The 24,268-nt window shown below is 72.6% G+C and carries 23 protein-coding genes; 18 read left to right on the top strand and 5 right to left on the bottom strand.

The genetic code is table 11. The features are described 5' to 3' along the window. Positions 1-26: 26 nt before the first annotated feature. Positions 27-1,832: a glycoside hydrolase family 15 protein gene (locus ACZ58N_RS29340; RefSeq protein WP_471165760.1), complete on the bottom strand. Its 1,806-nt coding sequence runs from the start codon at positions 1,830-1,832 to the stop codon at positions 27-29. A 478-nt stretch (positions 1,833-2,310) separates the two neighbouring features. Here ACZ58N_RS29340 and ACZ58N_RS29335 point away from each other — a divergent pair, with 478 nt between their 5' ends. From ACZ58N_RS29335 to ACZ58N_RS29275, 13 genes are all read left to right on the top strand, one after another. Next, positions 2,311-3,963 carry a CTP synthase gene (locus tag ACZ58N_RS29335; protein WP_471165758.1) on the top strand — a complete coding sequence of 551 codons (1,653 nt, stop codon included), beginning with the start codon at positions 2,311-2,313 and terminating at the stop codon, positions 3,961-3,963. Positions 3,964-4,043: 80 nt separating this feature from the next. Further along, the gene (locus ACZ58N_RS29330; RefSeq protein WP_471165755.1) at positions 4,044-4,676 is read left to right on the top strand and encodes an NUDIX domain-containing protein; all 633 of its coding nucleotides are present in this window, start codon (positions 4,044-4,046) and stop codon (positions 4,674-4,676) included. A gap of 268 nt (positions 4,677-4,944) precedes the next feature. Further along, a complete protein-coding gene (locus ACZ58N_RS29325) occupies positions 4,945-6,954 on the top strand; it encodes a tetratricopeptide repeat protein (protein WP_471165753.1) in 2,010 nt (669 codons plus the stop codon). A 152-nt stretch (positions 6,955-7,106) separates the two neighbouring features. Beyond that, positions 7,107-8,222 (top strand): alanine dehydrogenase, encoded by a 1,116-nt coding sequence (ald, locus tag ACZ58N_RS29320; protein WP_389711146.1) that lies wholly within the window; start codon positions 7,107-7,109, stop codon positions 8,220-8,222. Positions 8,223-8,548: 326 nt separating this feature from the next. Next, the gene (locus ACZ58N_RS29315) at positions 8,549-9,709 is read left to right on the top strand and encodes a ParA family protein (RefSeq protein ID WP_385571743.1); all 1,161 of its coding nucleotides are present in this window, start codon (positions 8,549-8,551) and stop codon (positions 9,707-9,709) included. After that, the gene (locus ACZ58N_RS29310) at positions 9,694-10,203 is read left to right on the top strand and encodes a hypothetical protein (protein WP_471165751.1); all 510 of its coding nucleotides are present in this window, start codon (positions 9,694-9,696) and stop codon (positions 10,201-10,203) included. The genes ACZ58N_RS29315 and ACZ58N_RS29310 overlap by 16 nt, the downstream gene beginning before the upstream one ends. Positions 10,204-10,301: 98 nt before the next feature. After that, positions 10,302-11,405: a segregation and condensation protein A gene (locus ACZ58N_RS29305; RefSeq protein ID WP_471165749.1), complete on the top strand. Its 1,104-nt coding sequence runs from the start codon at positions 10,302-10,304 to the stop codon at positions 11,403-11,405. Next, entirely contained in the window at positions 11,402-12,091 is a 690-nt protein-coding gene (scpB, locus tag ACZ58N_RS29300; RefSeq protein WP_471165746.1) for an SMC-Scp complex subunit ScpB, read from the top strand. The genes ACZ58N_RS29305 and scpB overlap by 4 nt, the downstream gene beginning before the upstream one ends. Next, the gene (locus ACZ58N_RS29295) at positions 12,091-13,536 is read left to right on the top strand and encodes a pseudouridine synthase (RefSeq protein ID WP_471165745.1); all 1,446 of its coding nucleotides are present in this window, start codon (positions 12,091-12,093) and stop codon (positions 13,534-13,536) included. Before scpB ends, ACZ58N_RS29295 begins: the two co-directional genes overlap by 1 nt. A 134-nt stretch (positions 13,537-13,670) precedes the next feature. Further along, complete coding sequence (gene pnuC, locus ACZ58N_RS29290; protein WP_471165744.1) at positions 13,671-14,279, top strand: nicotinamide riboside transporter PnuC; 609 nt, start codon at positions 13,671-13,673, stop codon at positions 14,277-14,279. Next, complete coding sequence (locus ACZ58N_RS29285; protein WP_471165742.1) at positions 14,276-15,364, top strand: AAA family ATPase; 1,089 nt, start codon at positions 14,276-14,278, stop codon at positions 15,362-15,364. Before pnuC ends, ACZ58N_RS29285 begins: the two co-directional genes overlap by 4 nt. Continuing rightward, complete coding sequence (locus ACZ58N_RS29280) at positions 15,361-16,125, top strand: NUDIX hydrolase (RefSeq protein ID WP_471165741.1); 765 nt, start codon at positions 15,361-15,363, stop codon at positions 16,123-16,125. Before ACZ58N_RS29285 ends, ACZ58N_RS29280 begins: the two co-directional genes overlap by 4 nt. Before the next feature lie 131 nt (positions 16,126-16,256). Next, entirely contained in the window at positions 16,257-17,237 is a 981-nt protein-coding gene (locus tag ACZ58N_RS29275; protein ID WP_471165816.1) for an ADP-ribosylglycohydrolase family protein, read from the top strand. A 119-nt stretch (positions 17,238-17,356) separates the two neighbouring features. Here ACZ58N_RS29275 and ACZ58N_RS29270 read toward each other — a convergent pair whose 3' ends face one another. The 3 genes from ACZ58N_RS29270 to ACZ58N_RS29260 form a co-directional block, all read right to left on the bottom strand. Further along, positions 17,357-18,037 (bottom strand): nucleotidyltransferase domain-containing protein, encoded by a 681-nt coding sequence (locus ACZ58N_RS29270; RefSeq protein ID WP_471165739.1) that lies wholly within the window; start codon positions 18,035-18,037, stop codon positions 17,357-17,359. A 28-nt stretch (positions 18,038-18,065) separates the two neighbouring features. Continuing rightward, positions 18,066-18,521 (bottom strand): Rieske (2Fe-2S) protein, encoded by a 456-nt coding sequence (locus ACZ58N_RS29265; protein ID WP_471165737.1) that lies wholly within the window; start codon positions 18,519-18,521, stop codon positions 18,066-18,068. Positions 18,522-18,602: 81 nt separating this feature from the next. After that, entirely contained in the window at positions 18,603-18,944 is a 342-nt protein-coding gene (locus ACZ58N_RS29260; RefSeq protein WP_471165735.1) for a DUF952 domain-containing protein, read from the bottom strand. 181 nt (positions 18,945-19,125) lie between these two features. Between ACZ58N_RS29260 and ACZ58N_RS29255 the strand changes: the two genes are divergently transcribed. From ACZ58N_RS29255 to der, 5 genes are all read left to right on the top strand, one after another. Continuing rightward, positions 19,126-19,566: a YidB family protein gene (locus ACZ58N_RS29255; protein ID WP_471165732.1), complete on the top strand. Its 441-nt coding sequence runs from the start codon at positions 19,126-19,128 to the stop codon at positions 19,564-19,566. Between the two features lie 112 nt (positions 19,567-19,678). After that, positions 19,679-20,767 (top strand): prephenate dehydrogenase, encoded by a 1,089-nt coding sequence (locus ACZ58N_RS29250; protein WP_471165729.1) that lies wholly within the window; start codon positions 19,679-19,681, stop codon positions 20,765-20,767. 131 nt (positions 20,768-20,898) lie between these two features. Continuing rightward, entirely contained in the window at positions 20,899-21,600 is a 702-nt protein-coding gene (cmk, locus tag ACZ58N_RS29245; protein WP_471165727.1) for a (d)CMP kinase, read from the top strand. Beyond that, positions 21,561-22,244 carry a lysophospholipid acyltransferase family protein gene (locus ACZ58N_RS29240; RefSeq protein WP_471165725.1) on the top strand — a complete coding sequence of 228 codons (684 nt, stop codon included), beginning with the start codon at positions 21,561-21,563 and terminating at the stop codon, positions 22,242-22,244. Before cmk ends, ACZ58N_RS29240 begins: the two co-directional genes overlap by 40 nt. A 75-nt stretch (positions 22,245-22,319) precedes the next feature. Beyond that, positions 22,320-23,783, top strand: coding sequence for a ribosome biogenesis GTPase Der (der, locus tag ACZ58N_RS29235; RefSeq protein ID WP_471165723.1), 1,464 nt, complete (start codon positions 22,320-22,322; stop codon positions 23,781-23,783). A 12-nt stretch (positions 23,784-23,795) separates the two neighbouring features. Here the strand turns inward: der and ACZ58N_RS29230 are convergent, their stop codons facing one another. Next, positions 23,796-24,194: a hypothetical protein gene (locus ACZ58N_RS29230; RefSeq protein ID WP_471165721.1), complete on the bottom strand. Its 399-nt coding sequence runs from the start codon at positions 24,192-24,194 to the stop codon at positions 23,796-23,798. Positions 24,195-24,268: the final 74 nt, after the last annotated feature.

Here is a 24,268-nt window from a genome sequence, read left to right as displayed (position 1 = left end):
GCGCGGGGGCGTCGCGTGGGGCTGCGTCAGCCCCCGTACGCCCCGCTCGCCGTCAGGCGGAGGGCCGTGTCGATCAGGGGGACGTGACTGAAGGCCTGCGGGAAGTTGCCGACCTGGCGCTGGAGCTTCGGGTCCCATTCCTCGGCGAGCAGCCCCAGGTCGTTGCGCAGGGCGAGGAGCTTCTCGAAGAGCTTGCGCGCCTCGTCGACCCGGCCGATCATCGCCAGGTCGTCGGCCATCCAGAACGAGCAGGCCAGGAAGGCCCCCTCGTCGCCCTGGAGCCCGTCCACGCCGGCCTCCTCGCCGGCCGTCGGGTAGCGCAGGATGAAACCGTCCGGGGTCGACAGCTCCCGCTGGATCGCCTCGATGGTCCCGATCACCCGCTTGTCGTCCGGCGGCAGGAACCCCATCTGCGGGATCAGCAGCAGCGAGGCGTCCAGCTCCCGGGAGCCGTACGACTGCGTGAACGTGTTGCGTTCCTTGTCGTAGCCCTTCTCGCAGACGTCCGCGTGGATCTCGTCGCGCAGCTCACGCCAGCGGTCCAACGGGCCGTCCGCGTCCCCGCTCTCGATCAGCTTGATCGTGCGGTCCACGGCCACCCAGGCCATCACCTTGGAGTGCACGAAGTGACGGCGCGGGCCGCGCACCTCCCAGATGCCCTCGTCCGGCTCGCTCCAGTGGGTCTCCAGGTAGCGGATCAGCTTCAGTTGGAGCACCGACGCGTAGTCGTTGCGGGCCAGGCCCGTCATGTGGCCCAGGTGCAGGGCCTCGGTGACCTCCCCGTACACGTCCAGCTGGAGCTGGTGGGCCGCGCCGTTGCCGACCCGGACCGGGCCGGAGTTCTCGTAGCCGGGCAGCCAGTCCAACTCCGTCTCGCCCAGCTCCCGCTCACCGGCGATCCCGTACATGATCTGCAGGTTCTCCGGGTCGCCGGCGACCGCGCGGAGCAGCCAGTCCCGCCAGGCCGAGGCTTCCTCCCGGTAGCCGGTGCGCAGCAGCGACGACAGGGTGATGGCGGCATCCCGCAGCCAGGTGTAGCGGTAGTCCCAGTTGCGGACCCCGCCGATCTCCTCCGGGAGGGAGGTGGTCGGCGCGGCGACGATCCCGCCGGTGGGCCCGTACGTCAGGGCCTTCAGGGTGATCAGGGAGCGCACCACGGCCTCCCGGTAGGGCCCGTGGTACGTACAGTGCGCGACCCAGTCCCGCCAGAACTCGGTGGTGGCCTCCAGGGCTCCCTCGGCGTCGGGGCGCTCGGGGGCGCTGCGGTGCGAGGCCTGCCAGCTGATGGCGAAGGCGACGCGGTCGCCGGGGCCGACGGTGAAGTCGGAGTACGTCGTCAGGTTCTTGCCGTACGTCTCCGCGTCGGTGTCCACCCAGACCGAGTCCGGGCCGGCGACGGCCACGGTACGGCTGTCCACCTTGTGCACCCAGGGCACGATCCGTCCGTAGCTGAAGCGCATGCGCAGCGACGAGCGCATCGGGACGCGCCCGCTGACACCCTCCACGATGCGGATCAGCTGCGGCGCGTGGTCCTCGCGCGGCGGCATGAAGTCGATGACGCGGACGGTCCCCCGCGGGGTGTCCCACTCCGACTCCAGCACGAGCGATTCGCCGCGGTAGCGGCGACGGTCGGCACGCGGCGGCTCGGTCCCGGGCGGGACCGCGGGGCCGACCCGCCAGAACCCGTGCTCCTCGGTACCGAGAATGCTCGCGAAGGCGGCAGGGGAATCGAAACGGGGCAGACACAACCAGTCCACCGCTCCGTCCCGGCAGACCAGCGCCGCGGTCTGCATGTCCCCGATCAGTGCGTAATCCTCGATGCGCCCGGACACGTTGCATCTCCAGTCGAACGGCCACGTCCGCCCCTGAGGGCGCTTGCATTGCGCGGATGCGCGGTCTTCCTGTTGCGGAAGGATCCCCGCGTCGAGCTCCAGACTGCCGGACGTGGCGGGGTGACGCCGAATTCCGGCCTGCTCGGCGCGATGTAACAGCAGTATCCGAGCAGGGTATGTCGGGCACCCTAGTGATCTCCTGAAGTCCTGGGGGAATGCGGCTCGACTGAACGGGTGACCTGCGCGAACGGCCCTGCCGGGCTGCTCCGCGCCGGTACGGTGCGGGCGGCCCGCAGCGCGTCCGGAAGCGGACCCTCCCGGGCGCTGATAGGCTGGTACCCCGTGGACCGGTGGTCTGCCTGTGCGAATCAGGAGCCCCGAAACCGCAGCTTCGGCGCCCCCTGAGACCCGATCCGGATCTTCGCGGGACGGCGCCGGACGCACCTCACCTCGCGACCACGGGAGCCCCCTCTTGGCGATGCCGCCCAAATCCATGACGACCAAGCACATCTTCGTCACCGGGGGTGTCGCTTCGTCCCTCGGCAAGGGGCTGACCGCCTCCAGCCTGGGTGCGCTGCTGAAGGCGCGCGGCCTGCGGGTCACGATGCAGAAGCTCGACCCGTACCTGAACGTCGACCCCGGCACGATGAACCCCTTCCAGCACGGTGAGGTGTTCGTCACCAACGACGGCGCCGAGACCGACCTGGACATCGGTCACTACGAGCGCTTCCTCGACGTCGACCTCGACGGCTCGGCCAACGTCACCACCGGCCAGGTCTACTCGCAGGTCATCGCCAAGGAGCGGCGCGGCGAGTACCTCGGTGACACCGTGCAGGTCATCCCGCACATCACCAACGAGATCAAGCACCGCATCCGCCGCATGGCGACCGCGGACGTCGACGTGGTCATCACCGAGGTCGGCGGCACCGTCGGCGACATCGAGTCGCTGCCGTTCCTGGAGACCGTCCGCCAGGTCCGCCATGAGGTCGGCCGCGACAACGTCTTCGTCGTGCACATCTCGCTGCTGCCCTACATCGGCCCCTCCGGCGAGCTGAAGACCAAGCCCACCCAGCACTCCGTCGCGGCCCTGCGCAACATCGGCATCCAGCCCGACGCGATCGTGCTGCGCGCCGACCGTGACGTCCCCACCTCCATCAAGCGCAAGATCTCGCTGATGTGCGACGTGGACGAGGCCGCCGTGGTCGCCGCGATCGACGCCAAGTCGATCTACGACATCCCCAAGGTGCTGCACACCGAGGGCCTGGACGCCTACGTCGTCCGCAAGCTGGACCTGCCCTTCCGCGACGTCAACTGGGCGGTGTGGGAGGACCTGCTGGACCGGGTCCACAACCCCGACCACGAGGTCAAGGTCGCGCTCGTCGGCAAGTACATCGACCTGCCCGACGCCTACCTGTCGGTGACCGAGGCGCTGCGCGCCGGTGGGTTCGCCAACCGGGCCCGCGTGCAGATCAAGTGGGTCACCTCCGACGACTGCAAGACCCCCGAGGACGCCGCGGCGCAGCTCGCCGACGTGGACGCGATCTGCGTCCCCGGCGGCTTCGGCGACCGCGGTGTCAACGGCAAGGTCGGCGCGATCACCTACGCCCGCGAGAACCGGATCCCGCTGCTCGGCCTGTGCCTGGGCCTGCAGTGCGTGGTCATCGAGGCCGCGCGCAACCTCGCGGGCATCGCCGACGCGAACTCCACCGAGTTCGACGCCTCCACCCCGCACCCGGTCATCTCGACCATGGAGGAGCAGTTGGCCTTCGTCGAGGGCGCGGGCGACCTGGGCGGCACCATGCGCCTGGGCATGTACCCGGCGAAGCTCGCCGAGGGCTCCATCGTGCGCGAGGTGTACGGCGACCAGGCGTACGTGGACGAGCGCCACCGCCACCGCTACGAGGTCAACAACGCCTACCGCGGCGAGCTGGAGCAGAAGGCCGGCCTGGTCTTCTCCGGCACCTCCCCGGACAACAAGCTCGTCGAGTACGTCGAGTACCCGCGCGAGGTGCACCCCTACCTGGTGGCCACCCAGGCCCACCCGGAGCTCCGCTCGCGCCCGACCCGCCCCCACCCGCTGTTCGCGGGCCTGGTCAAGGCGGCCGTGGAGCGGCAGCAGTCCGCGAAGTGAGCGCCTGACCGCATAACGTGGACAGCCGGGGTACGGAAGATCCGTGCCCCGGCTGTCGCGCGTGGTACGGAGGCATGGGGATGGGCATCAGCGATACGTCGGAAACCTGGGAGACGCTGTCGACACGGCGGCCCTTCCAGGGCGCCAAGACGGCGGTCGACTCGGACGAGGTGCGGATGCCGGACGGGTCCGTGGCCCGCCGCGACTACCAGGTCCACCCCGGCTCGGTGTGCGTCCTGGCGCTCGACGCGCACGACCGCGTCCTGGTGATCCGCCAGTACCGGCACCCCGTACGGCACCGGCTGTGGGAACTCCCCGCCGGCCTGCTCGACGTACCGGGTGAGAACCCGCTGCACGCGGCGCAGCGGGAGCTGTACGAGGAGGCCCACGTCAAGGCCGAGGACTGGCGGGTGCTGGCCGACTTCTTCGCCTCGCCCGGCGGCTCCGACGAGGCGATCCGGATCTTCCTGGCACGGGGCGTCGGCGACGCCGAGGGGGAGCGGTACGAGGAGTACGACTCGGAGGAGGCCGACATGGAGGTGGCCTGGGTGCCGTTGGCCGACCTGGTGCGGGGCGTCCTCGCGGGCGAACTCGCGAACCCCGGCCTGGTGACCGGCGTCCTGGCGCTGGCCGCCGCCACGGCCTCCCCGGAGGGCCCCGAGGGCCTGCGCCCGGCCCTGGCGCCCTGGCCGGCCCGCCCGTACGAAGCGTAGTCACCACCCCGCCGACCCCCGGGAGGAGCGGCCCCGGCCGCCGCGCCCGGGGGTCGGCGCGCCCGCGCCGGGCCGCCGGACCCCGCCCGGGCGGACGCCCCGGACCCCGCCCCCGTTCCGGCCTGCGCCGGGCCGGGGGCGGGGCCGTGACGGGGGCCGGAGTCCGGCGGCGGAGCCGTGACGTACGAGCGGCGGGCGATAAAGCGGACCATCCGCTGATCCGATTGGGGGATCTACCCGCCGCGCTCCACCCGGTCCGTCGCTCTGCGTGAACTACGCTCGGCAACCCGAAGGCAGGGAGAGGAGCGGATCCGTGACGGATTTCGTCGGGCGGCGGCGTGAGCTCAAGGAGCTGCGCGAGGACATCGCGCGGACCGGGCTCGACACCCTCTCCGGCCGCAAGGCCAAGGCGCCCCGGGCGCGGGTCCTGCTGGTCGCCGGACGGCCGGGCTCGGGCCGGACCGCCCTCGCCGAGGAGTTCGTGCGCGAAGTCGCGGACCAGTACCCCGACGGACTGTTCACGGTCCGTCTGACCACCCCGGGCGGGGCGGCGGTGGCCACCGAGCGGGCGGTCCGCACCCTCCTGGAGGGCCTAGGCAGGCCCACTCCGCCCGGCGCGGGCGAGGACGACCTGAGCGCCGCCCTGCGGGAGTCGCTCGTCGGACGGCGGGCCATCCTCCTCCTCGACGACGCCGCGGACCCGCAGCAGGTCGACGCCCTGCTGCCGGACACCCCCGAGTGCCTGGTCGTGGTCACCGCGGAGGGGCCCCTCACCGGCATCCCGGACGTCCGCCCCTGCACCCTCGGCGGCCTCGACACGCCCTCCGCCGTCGAGATGCTCGCCCAGCACATCGGGGACACCCGCGTCACCGTCGACCCCCGCGCCGCCGAGACCCTCGCCGAGGAGTGCGGGGGACAACCGGCCGCGCTCGCACTGGCCGGCGGTTGGCTCGCCGCCCACCCGAAGGCGGCCGTCGCCGACCTCGCCAAGCAGCTCCACGACATGCCGCCCGGCACCAGCGGCCCGCTCGCGCGTTCCTTCCGGCTCGTCTACGAGTCCCTCCCGCAGCCCGCCCAGCGCACCCTGCGGCTGCTGCCGCTCGCGCCCGCCGGGATGCTCGACTCGCACACCGCCTCCGCCCTCGCCGGGTGCTCGGTCGCCGCAGCGCAGTCCACCCTGGAGGACTTCGCCGGACTGGGCCTCGTCCGGCACGCCCCGGACGGCCTGTTCCTGCTGCCCGGCTGCCTCGCCCCCCTGCTCCAGTCCCTCCTGGAGGCCAAGGAGCGGCCCGCCGAGGTCCAGCTGGCCCGGGCCCGGATGCTGGAGCGGACCGTACGGCTGCTCACCTCCTGCCGTTCCATGGCGGAGGAGGACGAGGACGTGCTGCGGGAGCGGCTCGACGGGACGCCCCGAGCCCTGCGCTTCCCCGACCGGCGTGCCGCCGCCGTCTGGCTCGACACCCGACTGCCCGCGCTGTCGGCCGCCGCCACCCTGGCCGTCGCCGACGGAGACCTGGACACCCTGGCCCGGCGGCTGGTGTCCGCCCTGGTCAGGGCGCTCGCCGAGCACCGCGGAACCGAGGCGGCCGCCCCCGAGCTGTACGGGCTGCACCGCCTCGTGCTGGACGTCGCCGAGCGGCGCCAGCTGCACCGCGAGCAGGCCGCCGCACTGTTGAACCTGGCCGATCTGGACGCCGAGACGGGTCGCACCCAGGAGGCCCTGGAGCGCTACCGGGCGGCTCTCGACGCCGGGAAGGCCGCGAAGGACCCGTACGCCACCGGTCGCGCGATGGAATCCGTAGGCGGCGCGTACCAGGAGCTTGCGGACTGGCCGAGGGCCTCCGACTGGTTCGGCCGCGCCCTGTCCCAGGCCCTCGCCCGCGGCGAGCGCGCGGACGAGGCCAGGCTGTACGGGCGGCTGGGCAACGTGCACACCTACGCGGGCCGGTACGGGGAGGCGCTGCGCAGTTGGCGGGCGGCCGCCGCGGGCTACCGCAAGCTGGCCGATCTCCCGGGCCAGGCGAAGGCGTTGAGCGAGATGGCGCGGGTCCAGGAGTACGCGGGCCGGCCCGAGGAATCCCTGCACACCTGCCGCGAGGCGATCGAGCTGGCGCGCAGGGCCGGCGACCTGCGACTTCAGGCCGCCCTCCAGGTCCGGTTGGCCGACACGCTGGACCGCCTCGGCGACCCCGCGGCTGCCAGACTGCACCGCTCCGCGGCCGACAGATTGCTGGGAGATGACCCCGCTGCCTGCGAAATCCGTAGTACTTCCGACTGAGATTATTCGTTTGCAAGGCTAGACAGCGACTCATCCTTCATTAGACTGGGTTCACCGCGGCATCCCGTGGTGCATCCCGTTGCGCGTTCTTGTGGGCGGGTATGTATGGAAGTAGCCCGTATTTTCCCCTGAGCCAAGGACCGTGATCGACGATGAAGGTCGGCATCCCCCGCGAGGTCAAGAACAACGAGTTCCGGGTCGCCATCACGCCCGCCGGCGTGCATGAGCTGGTCCGCAACGGCCACCAGGTCTTCATCGAGCAGAACGCCGGTGTCGGCTCCTCGATCACGGACGTCGAGTACGTCTCGGCCGGCGCCGAGATCCTCGCCACGGCGGACGAGGTCTGGGCGACCGCGGACCTGCTCCTGAAGGTCAAGGAGCCCATCGCGGAGGAGTACCACCGCCTCCGCAAGGACCAGACGCTCTTCACGTACCTGCACCTCGCCGCCTCCCGCGAGTGCACGGACGCGCTGCTGGAGTCCGGCACCACCGCCATCGCCTACGAGACGGTCGAGCTCGCGAACCGCGCGCTCCCGCTGCTCGCCCCGATGTCCGAGGTCGCGGGCCGGCTGGCCCCGCAGGTCGGCGCCTACCACCTGATGCGCTCGGCGGGTGGCCGCGGCGTGCTTCCGGGCGGCGTGCCCGGCACCTCCGCCGGCGAGGCCGTCGTCATCGGTGGTGGCGTCTCCGGCTGGAACGCCGCGCAGATCGCCATCGGCATGGGCTTCCACGTGACCCTGCTCGACCGCGACATCAACAAGCTCCGCGAGGCCGACAAGATCTTCGGCACGAAGATCCAGACGATCGTCTCCAACGCCTACGAGCTGGAGAAGGCCGTCCTCGCGGCGGACCTCGTCATCGGCGCGGTGCTGATTCCGGGTGCGAAGGCCCCGAAGCTGGTCACCAACGAGCTCGTCTCCCGGATGAAGCCCGGAAGTGTCCTTGTCGACATTGCGATCGACCAGGGCGGCTGCTTCGAGGACTCCCGTCCGACCACTCACGCCGAGCCGACCTTCCAGGTCCACAACTCGGTCTTCTACTGCGTCGCCAACATGCCGGGCGCGGTGCCGAACACCTCCACCTACGCGCTGACGAACGCGACCCTGCCGTACATCGTGCAGCTCGCGAACCTCGGTTGGGCCGAGGCCCTGCGCCGTGACCCGGCGCTCGCGCTGGGCCTCAACACCCATGACGGACAGGTCGTTTACGGTCCCGTCGCCGAGGCCCACGGCCTGGAGACCCTTGAGCTGAGCACGCTGCTCGGCTGATCCGTCAACGACTGACGTCAATCTCACGTATCCGGCCGGACCTTGCCCGCAAGGTCCGGCCGGACGTGTTTGCGAGGTGCCCGCGGACCCGGCTCAACTCGCCTCGAACGTAACCCTTTAACCCTTTCGCACACCCGCGAAACTTCGCAGTGACAGCTCGCACGCCCTTGACAGAGTCGTGTTCGGTTGCCGACACAACGCGTCGGGTCCGGTGGATTGTGTTGCCGCTGAGCGGTGACACGCCATAGAGTCGCCAACCGTCGGCATGGTGCAACGCTGACCTATCGATAAGTGTCCTGGTCACGTCCGAGGAGGTAAGACGACTTGTGAATGAGTCGACATTTGCTCCTGGAGGTGGTCGAGCAGGGACGCCTGAGCGGGGCCAGGGTCCTGCCGGGCTCGAAGCTGTCGGCTCCGTCGCGGTCCGCACCTTCGCAAACCACCAGCACATGACGACGCCCCGAAACAGCATGGACGGCCTAGACGTGAACTCCAGGGCCGGCGACCCGAGCGGCGACAAGCCCGTGGGTTTCGCCGACTACGCAAATGTGCCCGAGGGGCACTTCTACGACCCCGACGCGGAGTACGAACCGGACCCCGAGTACGCGGCCACCCTCGCCCCCGACGCTGCCCGTCAGCGCCGTGAGCGGATCGGCCCGACCGGACGCCCGTTGCCGTACTTCCCGATCCCGGGTCCGCTGGCCGAACACGGACCGGCGAAGATCATCGCGATGTGCAACCAGAAGGGCGGCGTGGGCAAGACCACGTCGACCATCAACCTGGGTGCCGCCCTCGCCGAGTACGGACGGCGGGTGCTGCTCGTCGACTTCGACCCGCAGGGCGCCCTGTCCGTGGGGCTCGGCGTGAACCCGATGGAACTCGACCTGACGGTCTACAACCTGCTCATGGAGCGGGGCATGTCGGCCGACGAGGTGCTGCTCAAGACGGCGGTCCCCAACATGGACCTGCTGCCGAGCAACATCGACCTCTCCGCCGCCGAAGTGCAGTTGGTCAGCGAGGTCGCGCGCGAGTCGACGCTCCAGCGGGCCCTCAAGCCCCTGATGGCCGACTACGACTACATCGTGATCGACTGTCAGCCCTCGCTCGGCCTGCTGACCGTGAACGCCCTGACGGCGGCCCACAAGGTCATCGTCCCGCTGGAGTGCGAGTTCTTCGCACTGCGCGGCGTCGCGCTGCTGACGGAGACGATCGAGAAGGTGCAGGAGCGGCTCAACCCGGAGTTGGAGCTCGACGGCATCCTCGCCACGATGTACGACTCCCGCACGGTGCACAGCCGCGAGGTCCTGGCGCGCGTCGTCGAGGCCTTCGACGACCACGTCTACCACACGGTCATCGGCCGTACGGTGCGCTTCCCGGAGACCACGGTCGCCGGTGAGCCGATCACCACGTACGCGTCGAACTCCGTCGGCGCCGCCGCCTACCGCCAGCTGGCCAGGGAGGTGCTCGCCCGGTGTCCCGCCGAGTGAGTCTGCCCGGAGCCGACGAACTGTTCCGCACGACCGGGGGGATGGCCCTCCAGTCGTCCTCGCCCAGGCGGGGCGCCGACGAGGCGCCGGCCGGCGGTACGGAACACGCGGCGGCTCCGGCGGACGGCACGGTGCGGACCACGGGCGACGCGCGCGTCAGGGAGGCCGGCGATCCGGCGGTCGGCGCGCAGCGCAGGCCGCAGGAAGGTTCTGCCTCTGCCGCCGGGGCGTCCTCGCCCCGGTCCGGCAAGGGGCAGGGCCGGGGCGCGAACCGGCGGCCCAGCGGTCGCGAGCGGCACGACGAGAAGATCACGGTCTACGTCTCCGCCGAGGAACTCATGGACCTGGAGCACGCCCGACTGGTGCTCCGCGGCGAGCACGGGCTGGCCGTCGATCGCGGCCGGATCGTCCGTGAGGCGGTCGCCGTGGTCCTGGCCGACCTGGAGTCCCGAGGGGACGCCAGCATCCTCGTACGCCGCCTGCGCGGCCGCTGATCCGGCCTCCGCGGGGATCCGGGGCATAGGCTGCGTCCGGGGGCGGGCCGAGCCCGCCCGGCCGCACGCCGAACCCTCCGCACCACCCCTGGACCGCGATGCCCCCGAACGACCTCCCCGCCCGCCCGACCCGCCGGAGCCTGGGCCGCGGGCCGGGAACGGCCGAGGAGCCCCAGGCGGGCCCGCCGCGGGTGGCGCCGGTCGGCGGGGCTCCCGAAGCCCCCCGGAGCGCTGACACCCCCGCCGAGCCCCGCCGGGAGGCCGTACGCCCGACGGCAGGGGGACCCGTGGGGGAGCCGGGGCGCGAACCCGCCCCGGAACCCGTACGCGAGCCGGTTCCGGAGCCGGTCCCGGTAGGCGCGCGGGAATCCGTGGGGGAGACCGGCCCGCAGGGCGGAGCCGGCGCGGACGGGCGGTTCACGCTGCGGCTCGCCAACTTCGAGGGCCCCTTCGACCTGCTCCTCCAGCTGATCTCCCGGCACAAGCTCGACGTCACCGAGGTGGCCCTGTCCAAGGTCACCGACGAGTTCATGGCGCACATCCGGGCCATGGGCCCCGACTGGGACCTGGACCAGACCACGGAGTTCCTCGTTGTCGCGGCCACCCTGCTGGACCTGAAGGCCGCCCGGCTGCTGCCCGCCGCCGAGGTCGAGGACGAGGCCGACCTCGCCCTGCTGGAGGCCCGGGACCTGCTCTTCGCGCGGCTCCTCCAGTACCGGGCGTACAAACGGATCGCCGAGATCTTCGAGCTGCGGGCCGAGGACGAGGGCAGGCGCCACCCCCGTACGGTCGGCCTGGAGCCGCACCACGCCGACCTGCTGCCCGAGGTGGTCATCAGCATCGGCGCCGAGGGCCTCGCCCGCCTGGCGGTCCGGGCCATGCAGCCCAAGGCCAGGCCCGAGGTGTACGTCGACCACATCCACGCCCCGCTCGTCAGCGTGCGGGAGCAGGCGGGACACGTCGTACGTCTGCTCAAGGCGCGCGGCGAGGCCACGTTCCAGGAACTGACCGAGGACGCCCCGGACACCCTGACCGTCGTCGCGCGGTTCCTCGCGCTGTTGGAGCTCTACCGGGAGCGGGCCGTGGTCCTCGACCAGGAGGAGGCCTTGCGGACCCTGACCGTCCGCTGGAGCGGCGGGGACGGCGACGGAATGCCGAAGGTCACCGACGAATTCGACCAGGTCGTGGAGGCGGGCGAATGACACAGGCCCCGGAGCAGGGCACGGAGCAAGGCGCGGAGCAAGGCGCGGAGCAGGGCACGGACGGCGCGACGCCGAGGGACGGCCGGGCGCTGAAGGGCGCCCTGGAGGCCGTCCTGATGGTCGTGGACGAACCCGCGACGACGGACCACCTCGCCAAGGTGCTGGGCCGCACGCCGCGGGACGTGGCCGACGCGCTGCGCGAGCTCGCCGACGAGTACACCGCGCAGCGCAGGGGCTTCGAGCTGCGCCCGGTCGCGGGCGGCTGGCGGTTCTACACCCGGCCCGAGTACGCGGAGGCCGTCGAGGCCTTCGTCCTGGACGGTCAGCAGGCCCGTCTCACCCAGGCGGCCCTGGAGACCCTGGCGGTCGTCGCCTACCGCCAGCCGGTCAGCCGGTCGAGGGTCTCCGCGGTCCGCGGAGTCAACTGCGACGGGGTCATGCGGACCCTCCTGCAGCGGGGTCTGGTGACCGAGGCGGGGACGGAACCCGAAACAGGTGCGATCCTGTACAGGACGACGAACTACTTTCTGGAGCGGATGGGCCTGCGCGGCCTGGACGAGCTCCCGGAGCTCGCGCCCTTCCTCCCCGAGGCGGACGCGATCGAAGCCGAGACGCAAGAGGGTGTTCCGTCGTTCGATCCGGATGCACCGGACACCTCAGAAGACGACAAGACGACGGAACTTTGATGCGAAGCAGCGGCAACGGTAACGGCAACGGCGGCGGCAACAGGAACGGCAGCGGCGGTGGCGGCGCACGCGGCGGCAGCTCCCGCGGCGGCGGCTCCGGATCGGGCGGTGGCTACCGCGGCGGCGGCTCGGGCTCGGGCGGCGGCGGATCCCGCGGCTCCTCCAGCGGCGGCTCCTCCGGCGGGTACCGCGGCGGCTCCTCCAGCGGCGGCTCCTCCGGTGGATACCGCGGCGGCTCCTCCAGCGGTGGTGGCTCCCGTGGTGGCTACCAGGGTGGCTCCTCCTCCGGTGGTGGCTCCCGCGGCGGCTACCAGGGTGGCGGCTACCAGGGCGGTGGATCCGACTCGCGTGACCGTGACCGCGACCAGCCGGCGCCCCGCATCCGCAACCCCCGTCCCGAGGAGCGCCGCTACGACGTCGGCCCCGAGGGCGAGCGCAACGGCCGCGGCGGTGCCAAGGCGGGCGGCGGCGGTGCCCGCGGCGCGGCCGACGGCAACCGCGGTGGCGGCGCTCGTGGCGCGGCGGCCCGCGGTGGCGCCAAGGGCGGCCCCAAGACCTCCCGGACCCCGGCCATCGGCGGGGCCGGCGGCCCGCGTCGCGGCCCCGGCAGCCGCAGCGGCCAGTCCAAGCCGCGCGAGCTGGAGGCGCGGATCGAGGAGCGCGTGCGCGACCGGTACGCCGACAAGCCCGAGATCAAGACCCCGAAGACCTTCCCGGGCGCCGAGGAGGAGGGCGAGCGCCTGCAGAAGGTCCTCGCCCGCGCCGGCATGGGTTCGCGCCGTGCCTGCGAGGAGCTCATCGAGCAGGCGCGCGTCGAGGTCAACGGCGAAATCGTGCTGGAGCAGGGCAAGCGCGTCCAGCCCAAGGACGAGATCAAGGTGGACGGCCTGACCGTCGCCACCCAGTCGTACCTGTTCTTCGCGCTGAACAAGCCCGCCGGCGTCGTCTCCACGATGGAGGACCCGGACGGCCGTCAGTGCCTCGGCGACTACGTCACCAACCGTGAGACGCGTCTCTTCCACGTCGGCCGGCTCGACACCGAGACCGAGGGCATCATCCTGCTCACCAACCACGGTGAGCTGGCCCACCGCCTCACGCACCCGAAGTACGGCGTCAAGAAGACCTACGTCGCCGCGATCACCGGCCCGCTGCCGCGCGAGATCGGCAAGCGCCTCAAGGACGGCATCGAGCTGGAGGACGGCTACGCCCGCGCCGACCACTTCCGCGTCGTCGACCAGGTCGGCAAGAACTACCTGGTCGAGGTGACCCTCCACGAGGGCCGCAAGCACATCGTGCGCCGCATGATGGCCGAGGCCGGTTTCCCGGTCGAGAAGCTCGTCCGGACCTCCTTCGGTCCGATCGAGCTCGGTGACCAGAAGTCCGGCTGGCTGCGCCGCCTCACCAACACCGAGGTCGGCATGCTGATGCGCGAGGTCGGCCTGTAGTCACCGCGCACGACCCCGAAAAGCCCGCGACGCCCTTGGCGCCGCGGGCTTTTCGCTTGCCCGGCGCCCCCCGCGCTGTTTATAGTCACACTGACCATTAAAGGTCGGGAACTTTCGAACACGCGGGGGCCGCCATGGGCTGGAGTACGAACTGGACCGAGATCCTCGGGTTCGCCACGGGGGCCGTCTGCGTCTGGCTGGTGGCCCGGCAGCACATCGCCAACTGGCCGGTCGGCATCGCCAACAACGTCTTCTTCATCGTCCTCTTCACGCAGGCCGGCCTGTACGCCGACGCCGGGCTCCAGATCGTCTTCATCGCCCTCGCCGCGTACGGCTGGTGGTCCTGGACCCACGGGGGTGGACCGGGCACCACGGGAGCCCTGCCGGTGCGCCGCACCACGCGCGCCGAATGGGCCTGGCTGCTCGTGGCGGGGGCGGTGGGGACCGCCGCCCTGACCCTGCTGCTGGACCGCGCCACCGACTCGACCGTCCCCTTCTGGGACGCGCTGACCACCGGCCTCTCGCTGATGGCCACCTACGGACAGTGCCGCAAGCGGCTCGAATCCTGGTGGCTGTGGATCGCCGCCGACCTCGTCTACATCCCGCTCTACGCCTACAAGGGCCTGTACCTGACCTCGGTCCTGTACGTCGGCTTCCTCGCCCTGTGCGTCGCCGGGCTGATCGGCTGGCGCCGCACGCTCGTCGCGGGAGACCTCCGCAAGGCCGTGGGAGCGGTGGCATGAGCGCCGGCGAACGCTTCGGACACGGACTGGTGCTGGGCAAGTTCTATCCGCCCCACGCCGGCCACCACCACCTGGTGCGCACCGCCCAGGAACGGTGCGAGCGACTGACCGTACTGGTGTGCGCAGCCTCGGTGGAGTCGGTGCCGCTCGCCGACCGGGTCGCCTGGATGCGCGAGGCGCACCCCGGGGCGGACGTGGTCGGGGCCGTCGACGACATCCCCGTCGACCTGCACGACCCGGCGGTCTGGGAGGCGCACATGGCGATCTTCCGGAGCGCGGTGGGCCGGCCCGTCGACGCCGTCTTCACCTCGGAGGCATACGGCGCCGAACTCGCCCGACGGTTCGGGGCCCGGGAGGTCTGCGTCGACCCGGCGCGGACGCGGTTCCCCGTCTCCGGCACCGCCGTCCGGGCCGACCCCGTGGCCTGCTGGGAGTTCCTGGGGCCGGCCGTCCGGGCCGCGCTGACCCGCAGGGTCGTCGTGCTCGGCGCCGAGTCCACCGGGACCACCACCCTTTCCCGGGACCTGGCGGCGCATTACCGGGCGCGGGGCGGGGTGTGGGCGGGGACGGGCTGGGTCGCCGAGTACGGTCGCGAGTACAGCGAGGAGAAGCTCGCCGCGGCCCGGGCGGCCGACCCGGCCGCCTCCTGGTCCGACGTCACCTTCACCTCGGGGGAGTTCCCGGTGATCGCCCGACGGCAGGACGAGGCCGAGGAGCGGGCGGCCCGGCTCGGCTCGCCCGTGCTCTTCTGCGACACCGACTCCTTCGCGACCGGCATCTGGCACGAGCGCTACATGGGGGGCCGCAACGCCGAGGTCGAGAGGACCGCCGCGCTGACCCGCCGGGACCTGTACCTGTTGACCGACGACGCCGGCGTCCCCTTCGAGGACGACGGCCTGCGCGACGGCCCGCACCTGAGGCCCTGGATGACGGGCCGGTTCCGCGAGGAACTGACCGCGACCGGCCGGCCCTTCCTGACGCTGCGCGGCGACCGGGCGACCCGCCTCGCGACCGCCGTCGCGGCCGTGGACGCCCTGCTCGCCGAAGGTCGCCGCTTCGCGGACCCGCTCCCGGAGAACCGGTGAGCGGGCCCGGGCCGCACGGCGGCACCCGACACCCGGCCGGTTACGACCCCCACGCCTTCGAGCCGTTCGCGGTGACCGTCGACCTCGCCGTCCTCACCGTCCGCGCGGGCGCCCTCCACGTCCTGCTGATCCGGCGCGGCCAGGACCCGTACGCGGGGGCCTGGGCGCTGCCCGGCGGGTTCGTGCTGCCCCGGGAGTCCGCCGAGACGGCCGCCCGCCGGGAACTCGCCGAGGAGACCGGACTCGACGGCTCCCTCGTCGCGGAACTGCACCTGGAACAGCTGCGCACCTACAGCGAACCGGACCGGGACCCCCGGATGCGGGTGGTGTCGGTGGCCTTCGCCGCGCTGGTCCCCGACATGCCCGAGCCCGCCGCGGAGGGCGGCGGCGACGCCGACCGGGCCCGCTGGGTACCCGTCGGGGACGTCGCGGACCTGGCCTTCGACCACGCGTCGATCCTCGCCGACGCCCGGCGGCGGGTCGGCTCCAAGCTGGAGTACACCTGCCTGGCCACCGCCTTCTGCCCGCCCGACTTCACCCTCGGGGAGCTCCGGGCCGTCTACGAGACCGTCTGGGGCACCCCCCTGGACCGGCCCAACTTCCGACGCAAGGTACTCGCGACGCCCGGCTTCGTCGAAGCCGTGCCCGGCGCCGCCCGACTCACCGGCGGTCGCGGCAAACCCGCCGCGCTCTACCGGGCGGGACCCGCGACCGCCCTCCACCCACCCCTGCTGCGCCCGACGGAAGGTACTGCGCGATGACGACGAACGCGACGAACGGGACGACCGGCGCGACGAACGCCACGACCGGCGCCACCAACGCCACGACCGACACCGCCGGGTCGACCGGCGAGCGCCCCACGACCGGCAAGCGCGCCGCGACGGGTGCGCTCATGGGCCTCGCCCTCGGCGACGCCCTCGGCTTCCCCACCGAGTTCAACGACGTCCCCGCGATCCTGGCCAAGACCGGCCCCTGGCGGCGAATGGAGCTGCCCCGCCCGGCGATCGTCACCGACGACACCCAGATGACGCTCGCCCTGGCCCGCGGCATCCGCAGGGCCGGCGAACGCGGCCCGATCACTCCGACGCGGCTCGCCCGGCCGGTCCGGGAGGAGTTCGTCGACTGGTACCAGTCCCCGGAGAACAACCGGGCGCCGGGCAACACCTGCCTGAAGGCCTGTCACCTGCTGACGAAGCCGGACCGCGACTGGCGGGACGCCAGCCAGATCGGCTCCAAGGGGTGCGGCGCGAACATGCGCGTGGCGCCCGTCGGCCTCGTCCCCGGTTGGACGGAGGAGGAACGCGCGGGCGCCGCCCAGCTCCAGTCCGCCCTCACCCACGGCCACCCGACGGCCCTCGCCGCCTCCGACCTCACCGCCCGCGCGGTCCACCTGTTGGCCCGCGGCACCGAAGTCACCGGCCTCGTCGGGCAACTGCGCTCCTACGCGCTGGAGAACCGCACCCGCTACCACGAGCGCTGGCTCGGCGACCTGTGGATGCGGACGGCCTCCGACGCCTCGCCGGAGTCCTTCATGGCCCGTGGTTGGGACGAGTGCCTCGGGGTCCTGGACCGCCTCACCGCCGCCCTGCGCACCCCTTCCCCGGAGACCGACCCCTGCCTGACGACCGGCGCGGGCTGGATCGCCGAGGAGGCCCTGGCCACCGCCCTGCAGTGCTTCCTGCTCTTCCCGGAGGAGCCGCTCCTCGCCCTGCGCCGCGCCGCCTGCACCGCCGGCGACTCCGACTCGATCGCCTGTCTCGCCGGCGCCTTCGCGGGCGCCCACCTCGGCGCCGACGTCTGGCCCCAGGAGTGGGAGGGCCGCATCGAGTACCGCGACGAGCTCCTCGCCTTCGGGGCCCTCTGGGAGGCCTGAACCGTGCTCGACGCCATGACCCTCGACCTGGGCCCCGTCGTGGCCCGCGAGCCCGACCCGCGCGGCGCGTAGCCCGCCGGTTCCCGCCGGGCCCGGCCGGTGTGCCCGTCCCGTTCGCCCTACCCGGCCGAGGCGCGGCGGGCGCGCCGCAGGAAGTCCTCGACCCGGGCGCGGTCCGGCTCGGCGGGGAGCGGGCCGGCGGTGAGGGCGGCGTCGGACTCCGCCGCGAGCCGGGTCATCCAGGCGTCGACCTCGGCCCAGCCGATCTCGCCCCGTCGGACCGCGAGGAGACGTTCGCGTTCGGGGCCCGCGTCGATGGTGAGGCGGCCCGTGCGGAGCAGGTCGCGGCAGGAGCCGAGGAGCCGCAGCAGGTGCATGGCGTGCTTCCAGCGCGGGGCGCCGTGGACGCGGACGTCGGCCAGGAGCTTGCCGTGCTGGGACTTCGCGTACCGGGTGAAGCTGGTGTGGGCCCGGCGGGAGAGGAACGCCCCGCGCAGGTCGAGGAGTTCCCGCCCCACCGGGGTGACCCGTTCGACGAGGGGGGAGTGCAAGCACTCCAGGACGTTCGGATTGGACCGAAGCGCGAGCTCGCAGAAGCGTTCCAGCTCCCAGGAGAACTCCTCGTCCCGGGGCCCCTCGACGTGCGTCGGCGGCTTCTCGAACCGCCAGAACAACGGCGTCGGGGCGAGGTAGACACCGCGCACGTCGGTGTCGCTCGCCTCCGTCGCCAGACCGAAGGCGCGGGAGCCCATGACGCAGCTGTAGATCGTGTGGTCCCGTACCAGGGTGAGGTCCTCCATCCCGGGAGGTTAGGCGGGCCGCGGCCCGCTAGGCGAGCGAGATATTGCCGTCCGCGGCGACCGTGATCTTCTTCTCGGGCAGCGGGCGGGTGGCCGGACCCTTGGTGGCGGCACCGTCGGTGACGCTGAACGTGCTGCCGTGACAGGGACAGTCGATCTGCCCGTCCCGGACCTTGTCGACGAGGCACCCCTGGTGCGTGCACACGGCCGAGAAGCAGCGGAAGGACCCGGCGGTCGGCTGGGTCACCACCACCTTCTCCTCCTTGAGGACCTTGCCGCCGCCGACCGGCACCTCGGAGGACTTGATCAGCGCCTTCGCCGCGGGGGCCGCGGAGGACCCGCCGGGCTCACCGGTGGAGGCGCTGCCCGGCTCGCTCGCCGTCATGTCCGCGCCGCCGCCGCAGGCGGCGATCGTGCCGCCCGCGAGGGCGGCGGCTCCGGCCGCGAGTACGGTGCGCCGGGCGGTCTGCGTGGGGTCGCTCATGTGATCTCCTCGCTGGGGTGCCGGGATGGCGTGCAGCATCCTGGCGCGTGGCGGGCCCCAGGTGAAGCCCGCCACACCGGTTCATCCCGCCGGCTGCCACGGCGTCAGTTCCGCCGGGCGGCCGGGGGCTCGTACGACTTCCCACACGCGGGCCACCGCGTTCCGGTTCAACGGACCGTGGACGTGCGGGTAACGGCCGCCCGATTCACCCGACCGGCGGACCTCCGACGTCAGCGCCGATTCGTCCAGTTCCACGGCGAGCAGGGTGCCGGGCGTCTCCCGGTAGTGGGCCTCCGCGATGGCGAGCAGGGTCGGACGGTCCGCCGAGCAGTGGACGAATCCCTCGGAGGCGAGCGAGGCGGGGGCGTACGGGAGTTCCGGCACGGCGTTCCAGTCGGCGAGCGGGACGATGTGGAAGATCATGCCGGTCGTTCTACCGCACGGCGCGCGCCCCTGCCCGGGGGCGGCCCGGGAGGTGCGCGGAACGAGGGGCACGCGTGTGCGACGAGTGGCGGATCGGGGCGATTCGGGTGACATTGTCCGTGTCTCGACGCCGGGCCCTCCACTGCGTGTGCGGCCCGGTCCCTCTTCGAAAGGCGTGACCATGGCGGGTAATGACCTCGGCTCCCTGCTCGGCGGACTCCTCGGCGGCGGTCAGGGCGGTCAGGGCGGCGGTGCGGGCAACATCCTCGGCGCGCTGCTCGGTGCCCTCGGCGGCGGGGCCGGCGGCCAGGGTGCCCAGGCCGCGGGCGGTGGCAACAATCCGCTGGGCGGGCTGCTGGAGATGCTGACCAAGTCCGGTCTGGTCGACCAGGCGCAGTCCTGGGTCGGCACCGGCGAGAACAAGGCCGTCAGCGGCGCGGAGATCGCCCAGGCCCTGCCCGACGAGGCCCTCCAACAGGTCGCGCAGCAGACGGGCGTCAGCCCGGAGCAGGCCGCCGACCAGATCGCCCGGGCGCTGCCCACCGCCGTCGACAAGCTGACCCCGGAGGGCTCCGTCCCGTCGGGCTCGCTGGAGGACATCATCAAGCAGCAGAACCTGTAGGTGGCGCGGCACGAGGGTCCGGCGGCCGTCCCACGGGGTGGCCGCCGGACCCTCGCGGCGTACCCGCCGGCTACCCTGAGGGCCTGCCGTCCGCGATCACCCTGGAGCACCCGTGAGAACCGCCGCCGTCATCGGAACCGGACTGATCGGCACCTCCGCGGCGCTCGCGCTGACCGCGCGCGGCATCACCGTCCACCTCGTCGACCACGACCCCTCCCAGGCCCGGACGGCCGCCGCCCTCGGCGCCGGCACCGACGAGGCCCCCGAGGGCCGCGTCGACCTGGCGATCGTGGCCGTCCCCCCGGCCCACGTGGCGGGCGCCCTCGCCGACGCGATCGGCCGCGGCCTCGCCCGCGCCTACGTGGACGTCGCCAGCGTCAAGGGCGGCCCGCGCCGGGAACTCACCGCGCTGGGCGTCGACGCCGGCGCGTACATCGGCACCCACCCGATGGCGGGCAAGGAACGCTCCGGACCGCTGGCCGCGACGGCCGACCTGTTCGAGGGCCGGCCCTGGGTGCTCACCCCCACCCGCGACACCGACCACGAGGTGCTGAACCTGGCGCTGGAACTGGTCGCGCTGTGCCGGGCCGTCCCCGTCGTGATGGACGCCGACGCCCACGACCGGGCCGTGGCCCTCGTCTCGCACACCCCGCAGCTCGTGTCGAGCATGGTCGCGGCCCGGCTGGAGGAGGCGGACGAGACCGCGGTCCGGCTGTGCGGACAGGGCATCCGGGACGTGACGCGGATCGCGGCGTCCGATCCGCGGATGTGGGTGGAGATCCTCTCCGCGAACCCCGGCCCCGTCGCCGACGTCCTCTCCGGGATCGCGGCCGACCTGGAGGAGACCGTGGCGGCCCTGCGCGGACTCCAGTCGGCGGACGAGACCGAGCGCCGGGGCGGAGCCGCCGGCATCGAGGACGTCCTGCGCCGCGGCAACGCCGGCCGGGTCCGGGTCCCCGGCAAGCACGGCGCGGCCCCCACCGCCTACGAGACGGTCGGCGTCTTCATCAGCGACCGCCCCGGCGAACTGGCCAGGATCTTCGCGGACGCGGGCCGGGCCGGGGTCAACATCGAGGACGTGCGCATCGAGCACGCCACCGGCCAGCAGGCGGGCCTGGTCCAGCTGATGGTGGAGCCGCGCGCCGTCCCCGGCCTGGAGGCGGAGCTCCGCGACCGGGGCTGGGCCCTGCGCCAGCAGTAGCCCCACCGGGACCGGCCGTGGGACGGTCCCGGCACGAGCGGAATCAGCGGGCGCCGCGGCCCGGTAACCTGGGGGAGGGGCGCTTTTGGCGCGCCCGGACACGTACGCGCAACCAGGAAGGTGCCCGCACCGTGGAAACCGCAGCTCCGTCCGCCGTGATCGTCGCCATCGACGGTCCCTCCGGCACGGGCAAGTCCAGCACCTCCAAGGCCGTGGCCGCCAAGCTCGGACTCCGCTACCTGGACACCGGCGCCCAGTACCGGGCCATCACCTGGTGGATGATCACCAACGGCGTCGACACCGACGACCCGCAGGCCATCGCCGTCGCCGCGGGCAAGCCCACTCTCGTGTCCGGCACGGATCCGACCGCCCCCACGATCACCGTGGACGGCCTGGACGCCGCCGCCCCCATCCGTACCCGGGAGGTCACCTCCAAGGTCAGCGCCGTCAGCGCCGTCCCCGAAGTGCGCACCCTGATCACCGACCTCCAGCGCTCCATCGCCGCCGAGGCGGCGGACGCGGGCGAGGGGATCGTCGTCGAGGGCCGGGACATCGGCACCACCGTCCTGCCCTCCGCCGACCTCAAGGTCTTCCTGACCGCCTCGGCCGAGGCGCGCGCCGCCCGCCGCAGCGGCGAACTGCGCGGCAAGGAGGCCGCCGACCTCGCGGCCACCAAGGACGCCCTGATCAAGCGGGACGCGGCCGACTCCGGCCGCAAGACGTCCCCGCTGGCCAAGGCCGACGACGCCGTCGAGGTCGACACCACCGAACTCACCCTCGACCAGGTCATCGAATGCGTCGTGACCCTGGTCGAAGAGCGGCGCGCCAGGTGAGCGCAACGCCCTCCTTCAAGGGTGCGGCGGTCGGCAGGCGCATCGGCATCGGGCTCATGTACGGGCTGTGGAAGCCCCGCGTGCTGGGGGCCTGGAAGGTGCCCGTCTCCGGCCCCGTCATCCTCGCGGTGAACCACGCCCACAACATCGACGGGCCCATGGTCATGGGCACCGCCCCGCGCCCCCTGCACTTCCTGATCAAGAAGGAAGCGTACGTGGGGCCCCTCGGACCCTTCCTCGACGGCATCGGGCAGGTGAAGGTGGACCGGAGCGGCACGGACCGGACCGCCATCACCCGCGCCCTCGGCGTCCTCGATGGCGGCGGCGCCCTCGGGATCTTCCCCGAGGGCAGTCGCGGCGAAGGGGACTTCGCGTCCCTGCGCGCGGGCCTCGCGTACTTCGCGGTCCGCAGCGGCGCCCCGATAGTGCCCGTCGCCGTCCTGGGCAGCACCGAGGCCAAGGGCCGGGTCGTCAAGGGACTGCCGCCGCTCCGGAGCCGGGTCGACGTCGTCTTCGGCTCCGCCTTCGACGCCGGGGACGGCACGGGCCGCCGCACGCGGACCGCGCTGGACGCGGCCACCGTACGCATCCAGGACCGGCTGACCGCCCACCTGGCCGACGCCAAGCGCCTCACCGGGCGCTGAGCGAGACTTGAACCAGTAGTGGAACCGCGCTGCGCGGGCGCCACCGATCACCACGAACGACGAGGAACGGACTTCATGAACGACCAGCAGGACCACGGAGCACTTGGCGACGCCGAGTACGCGGAGTTCATGGAGCTCGCCGCGGAGGAAGGCTTCGACGTCGAGGACGTCGAGGGGGCGCTCCAGGAGGCGGGCCACGGCCCGCTCCCCGTACTCGCCGTCGTCGGCCGCCCGAACGTCGGCAAGTCGACCCTGGTGAACCGCATCATCGGCCGCCGCGAGGCCGTCGTCGAGGACAAGCCGGGCGTCACCCGCGACCGCGTGACCTACGAGGCCGAGTGGGCCGGCCGCCGCTTCAAGGTCGTCGACACCGGCGGCTGGGAGCAGGACGTCCTCGGCATCGACGCCTCCGTCGCCGCCCAGGCCGAGTACGCCATCGAGGCCGCCGACGCGGTCGTCTTCGTCGTCGACGCCAAGGTCGGCGCCACCGACACCGACGAGGCCGTCGTCAAGCTGCTGCGCCGCGCCGGCAAGCCCGTCGTGCTCTGCGCCAACAAGGTCGACGGCCAGAGCGGCGAGGCCGACGCGGCCTCCCTGTGGTCGCTGGGCCTCGGCCAGCCGCACCCGGTGTCGTCCCTGCACGGCCGCGGTACGGGCGACATGCTCGACGCCGTGCTGGAGGCCCTGCCGGAGGCCCCCGAGCAGACCTTCGGCGGCGCCGCCCCCGGCGGCCCGCGCCGCATCGCGCTGATCGGCCGCCCGAACGTCGGCAAGTCCTCCCTCCTGAACAAGGTCGCCAAGGAGGACCGCGTCGTCGTCAACGAGCTGGCCGGCACCACCCGCGACCCGGTCGACGAACTGATCGAGCTCGGCGGCGTCACCTGGAAGTTCGTCGACACCGCCGGCATCCGCAAGAAGGTGCACCTCCAGCAGGGCGCCGACTACTACGCCTCCCTGCGCACGGCCGCCGCCGTCGAGAAGGCCGAGGTCGCGGTCATCCTGATCGACACGACCGAGAACATCAGCGTCCAGGACCAGCGCATCATCACCATGGCCGTCGAGGCCGGACGCGCCATCGTGATCGCCTACAACAAGTGGGACGAGCTCGACGAGGAGCGCCGCTACTACCTCGAACGCGAGATCGAGACCGAGATGCAGCAGGTCGCCTGGGCGCCCCGGGTGAACGTCTCGGCGCTCACCGGCCGCCACATGGAGAAGCTGGTCCCGGCGATCGAGACCGCGCTCGCCGGCTGGGAGACCCGTGTTCCCACCGGCCGGCTGAACGCCTTCCTCGGCGAGGTCGTGGCGGCGCACCCGCACCCGATCCGCGGCGGCAAGCAGCCCCGCATCCTGTTCGGCACCCAGGCGGGCAGCAAGCCGCCGCGGTTCGTGCTCTTCGCCTCCGGCTTCCTGGAGCACGGCTACCGCCGCTTCATCGAGCGCCGCCTGCGCGAGGAGTTCGGCTTCGACGGCACCCCGATCCACATCTCGGTACGGGTGCGGGAGAAGCGCGGAGCGCAGTACAAGAAGAAGAAGTAGCCGGTCCCGGGGTCAGTAGCCCCGGCGCGGAGCGGGCGGCAGGGCCGCCGGGATGTGCTGCATCCCGGTCTGGTGCTGCCGCCCGCCGCCGTATCCGGACCCGGTGGTCCCGGCGTGGGCGTACGAGGCCTGCGGGGAGGGCGTGGCCGGGACCGGCAACGGGGCGTGGACGGGCTGCCAGGGGTCGCTCTGCCACGCGGAACCGTTCCATCCGCCGGTGCCGTTCCATCCGCCGGTGCCGTACGAGCTGTACGGGCCGCCGTGGGAGAACGCCGTGAAGCCGAGGTGCTCCTCGCCCGTCCGGTCGCCCGGCAGCGCCCGGAAGGCGCGCAGGTACTCCGAGTAGAGCGTGTCGTAGATCGGGGTGTGCGAGGCGGCCGGAGCGGTCTCCCGGTCCCGTGAAGGGCGCATCGGGGGGACGCTGCTCGGAAGGGACGGGGCGCGGGATGGGTCGTATGAATGCACGTATCAGCCAACGAACCCGA

The organism is Streptomyces sp. NPDC040432, assembly GCF_055595445.1.
Note: the sequence above shows the minus strand (reverse complement) of the source record. Positions and strands in the feature narration are given on the sequence as shown.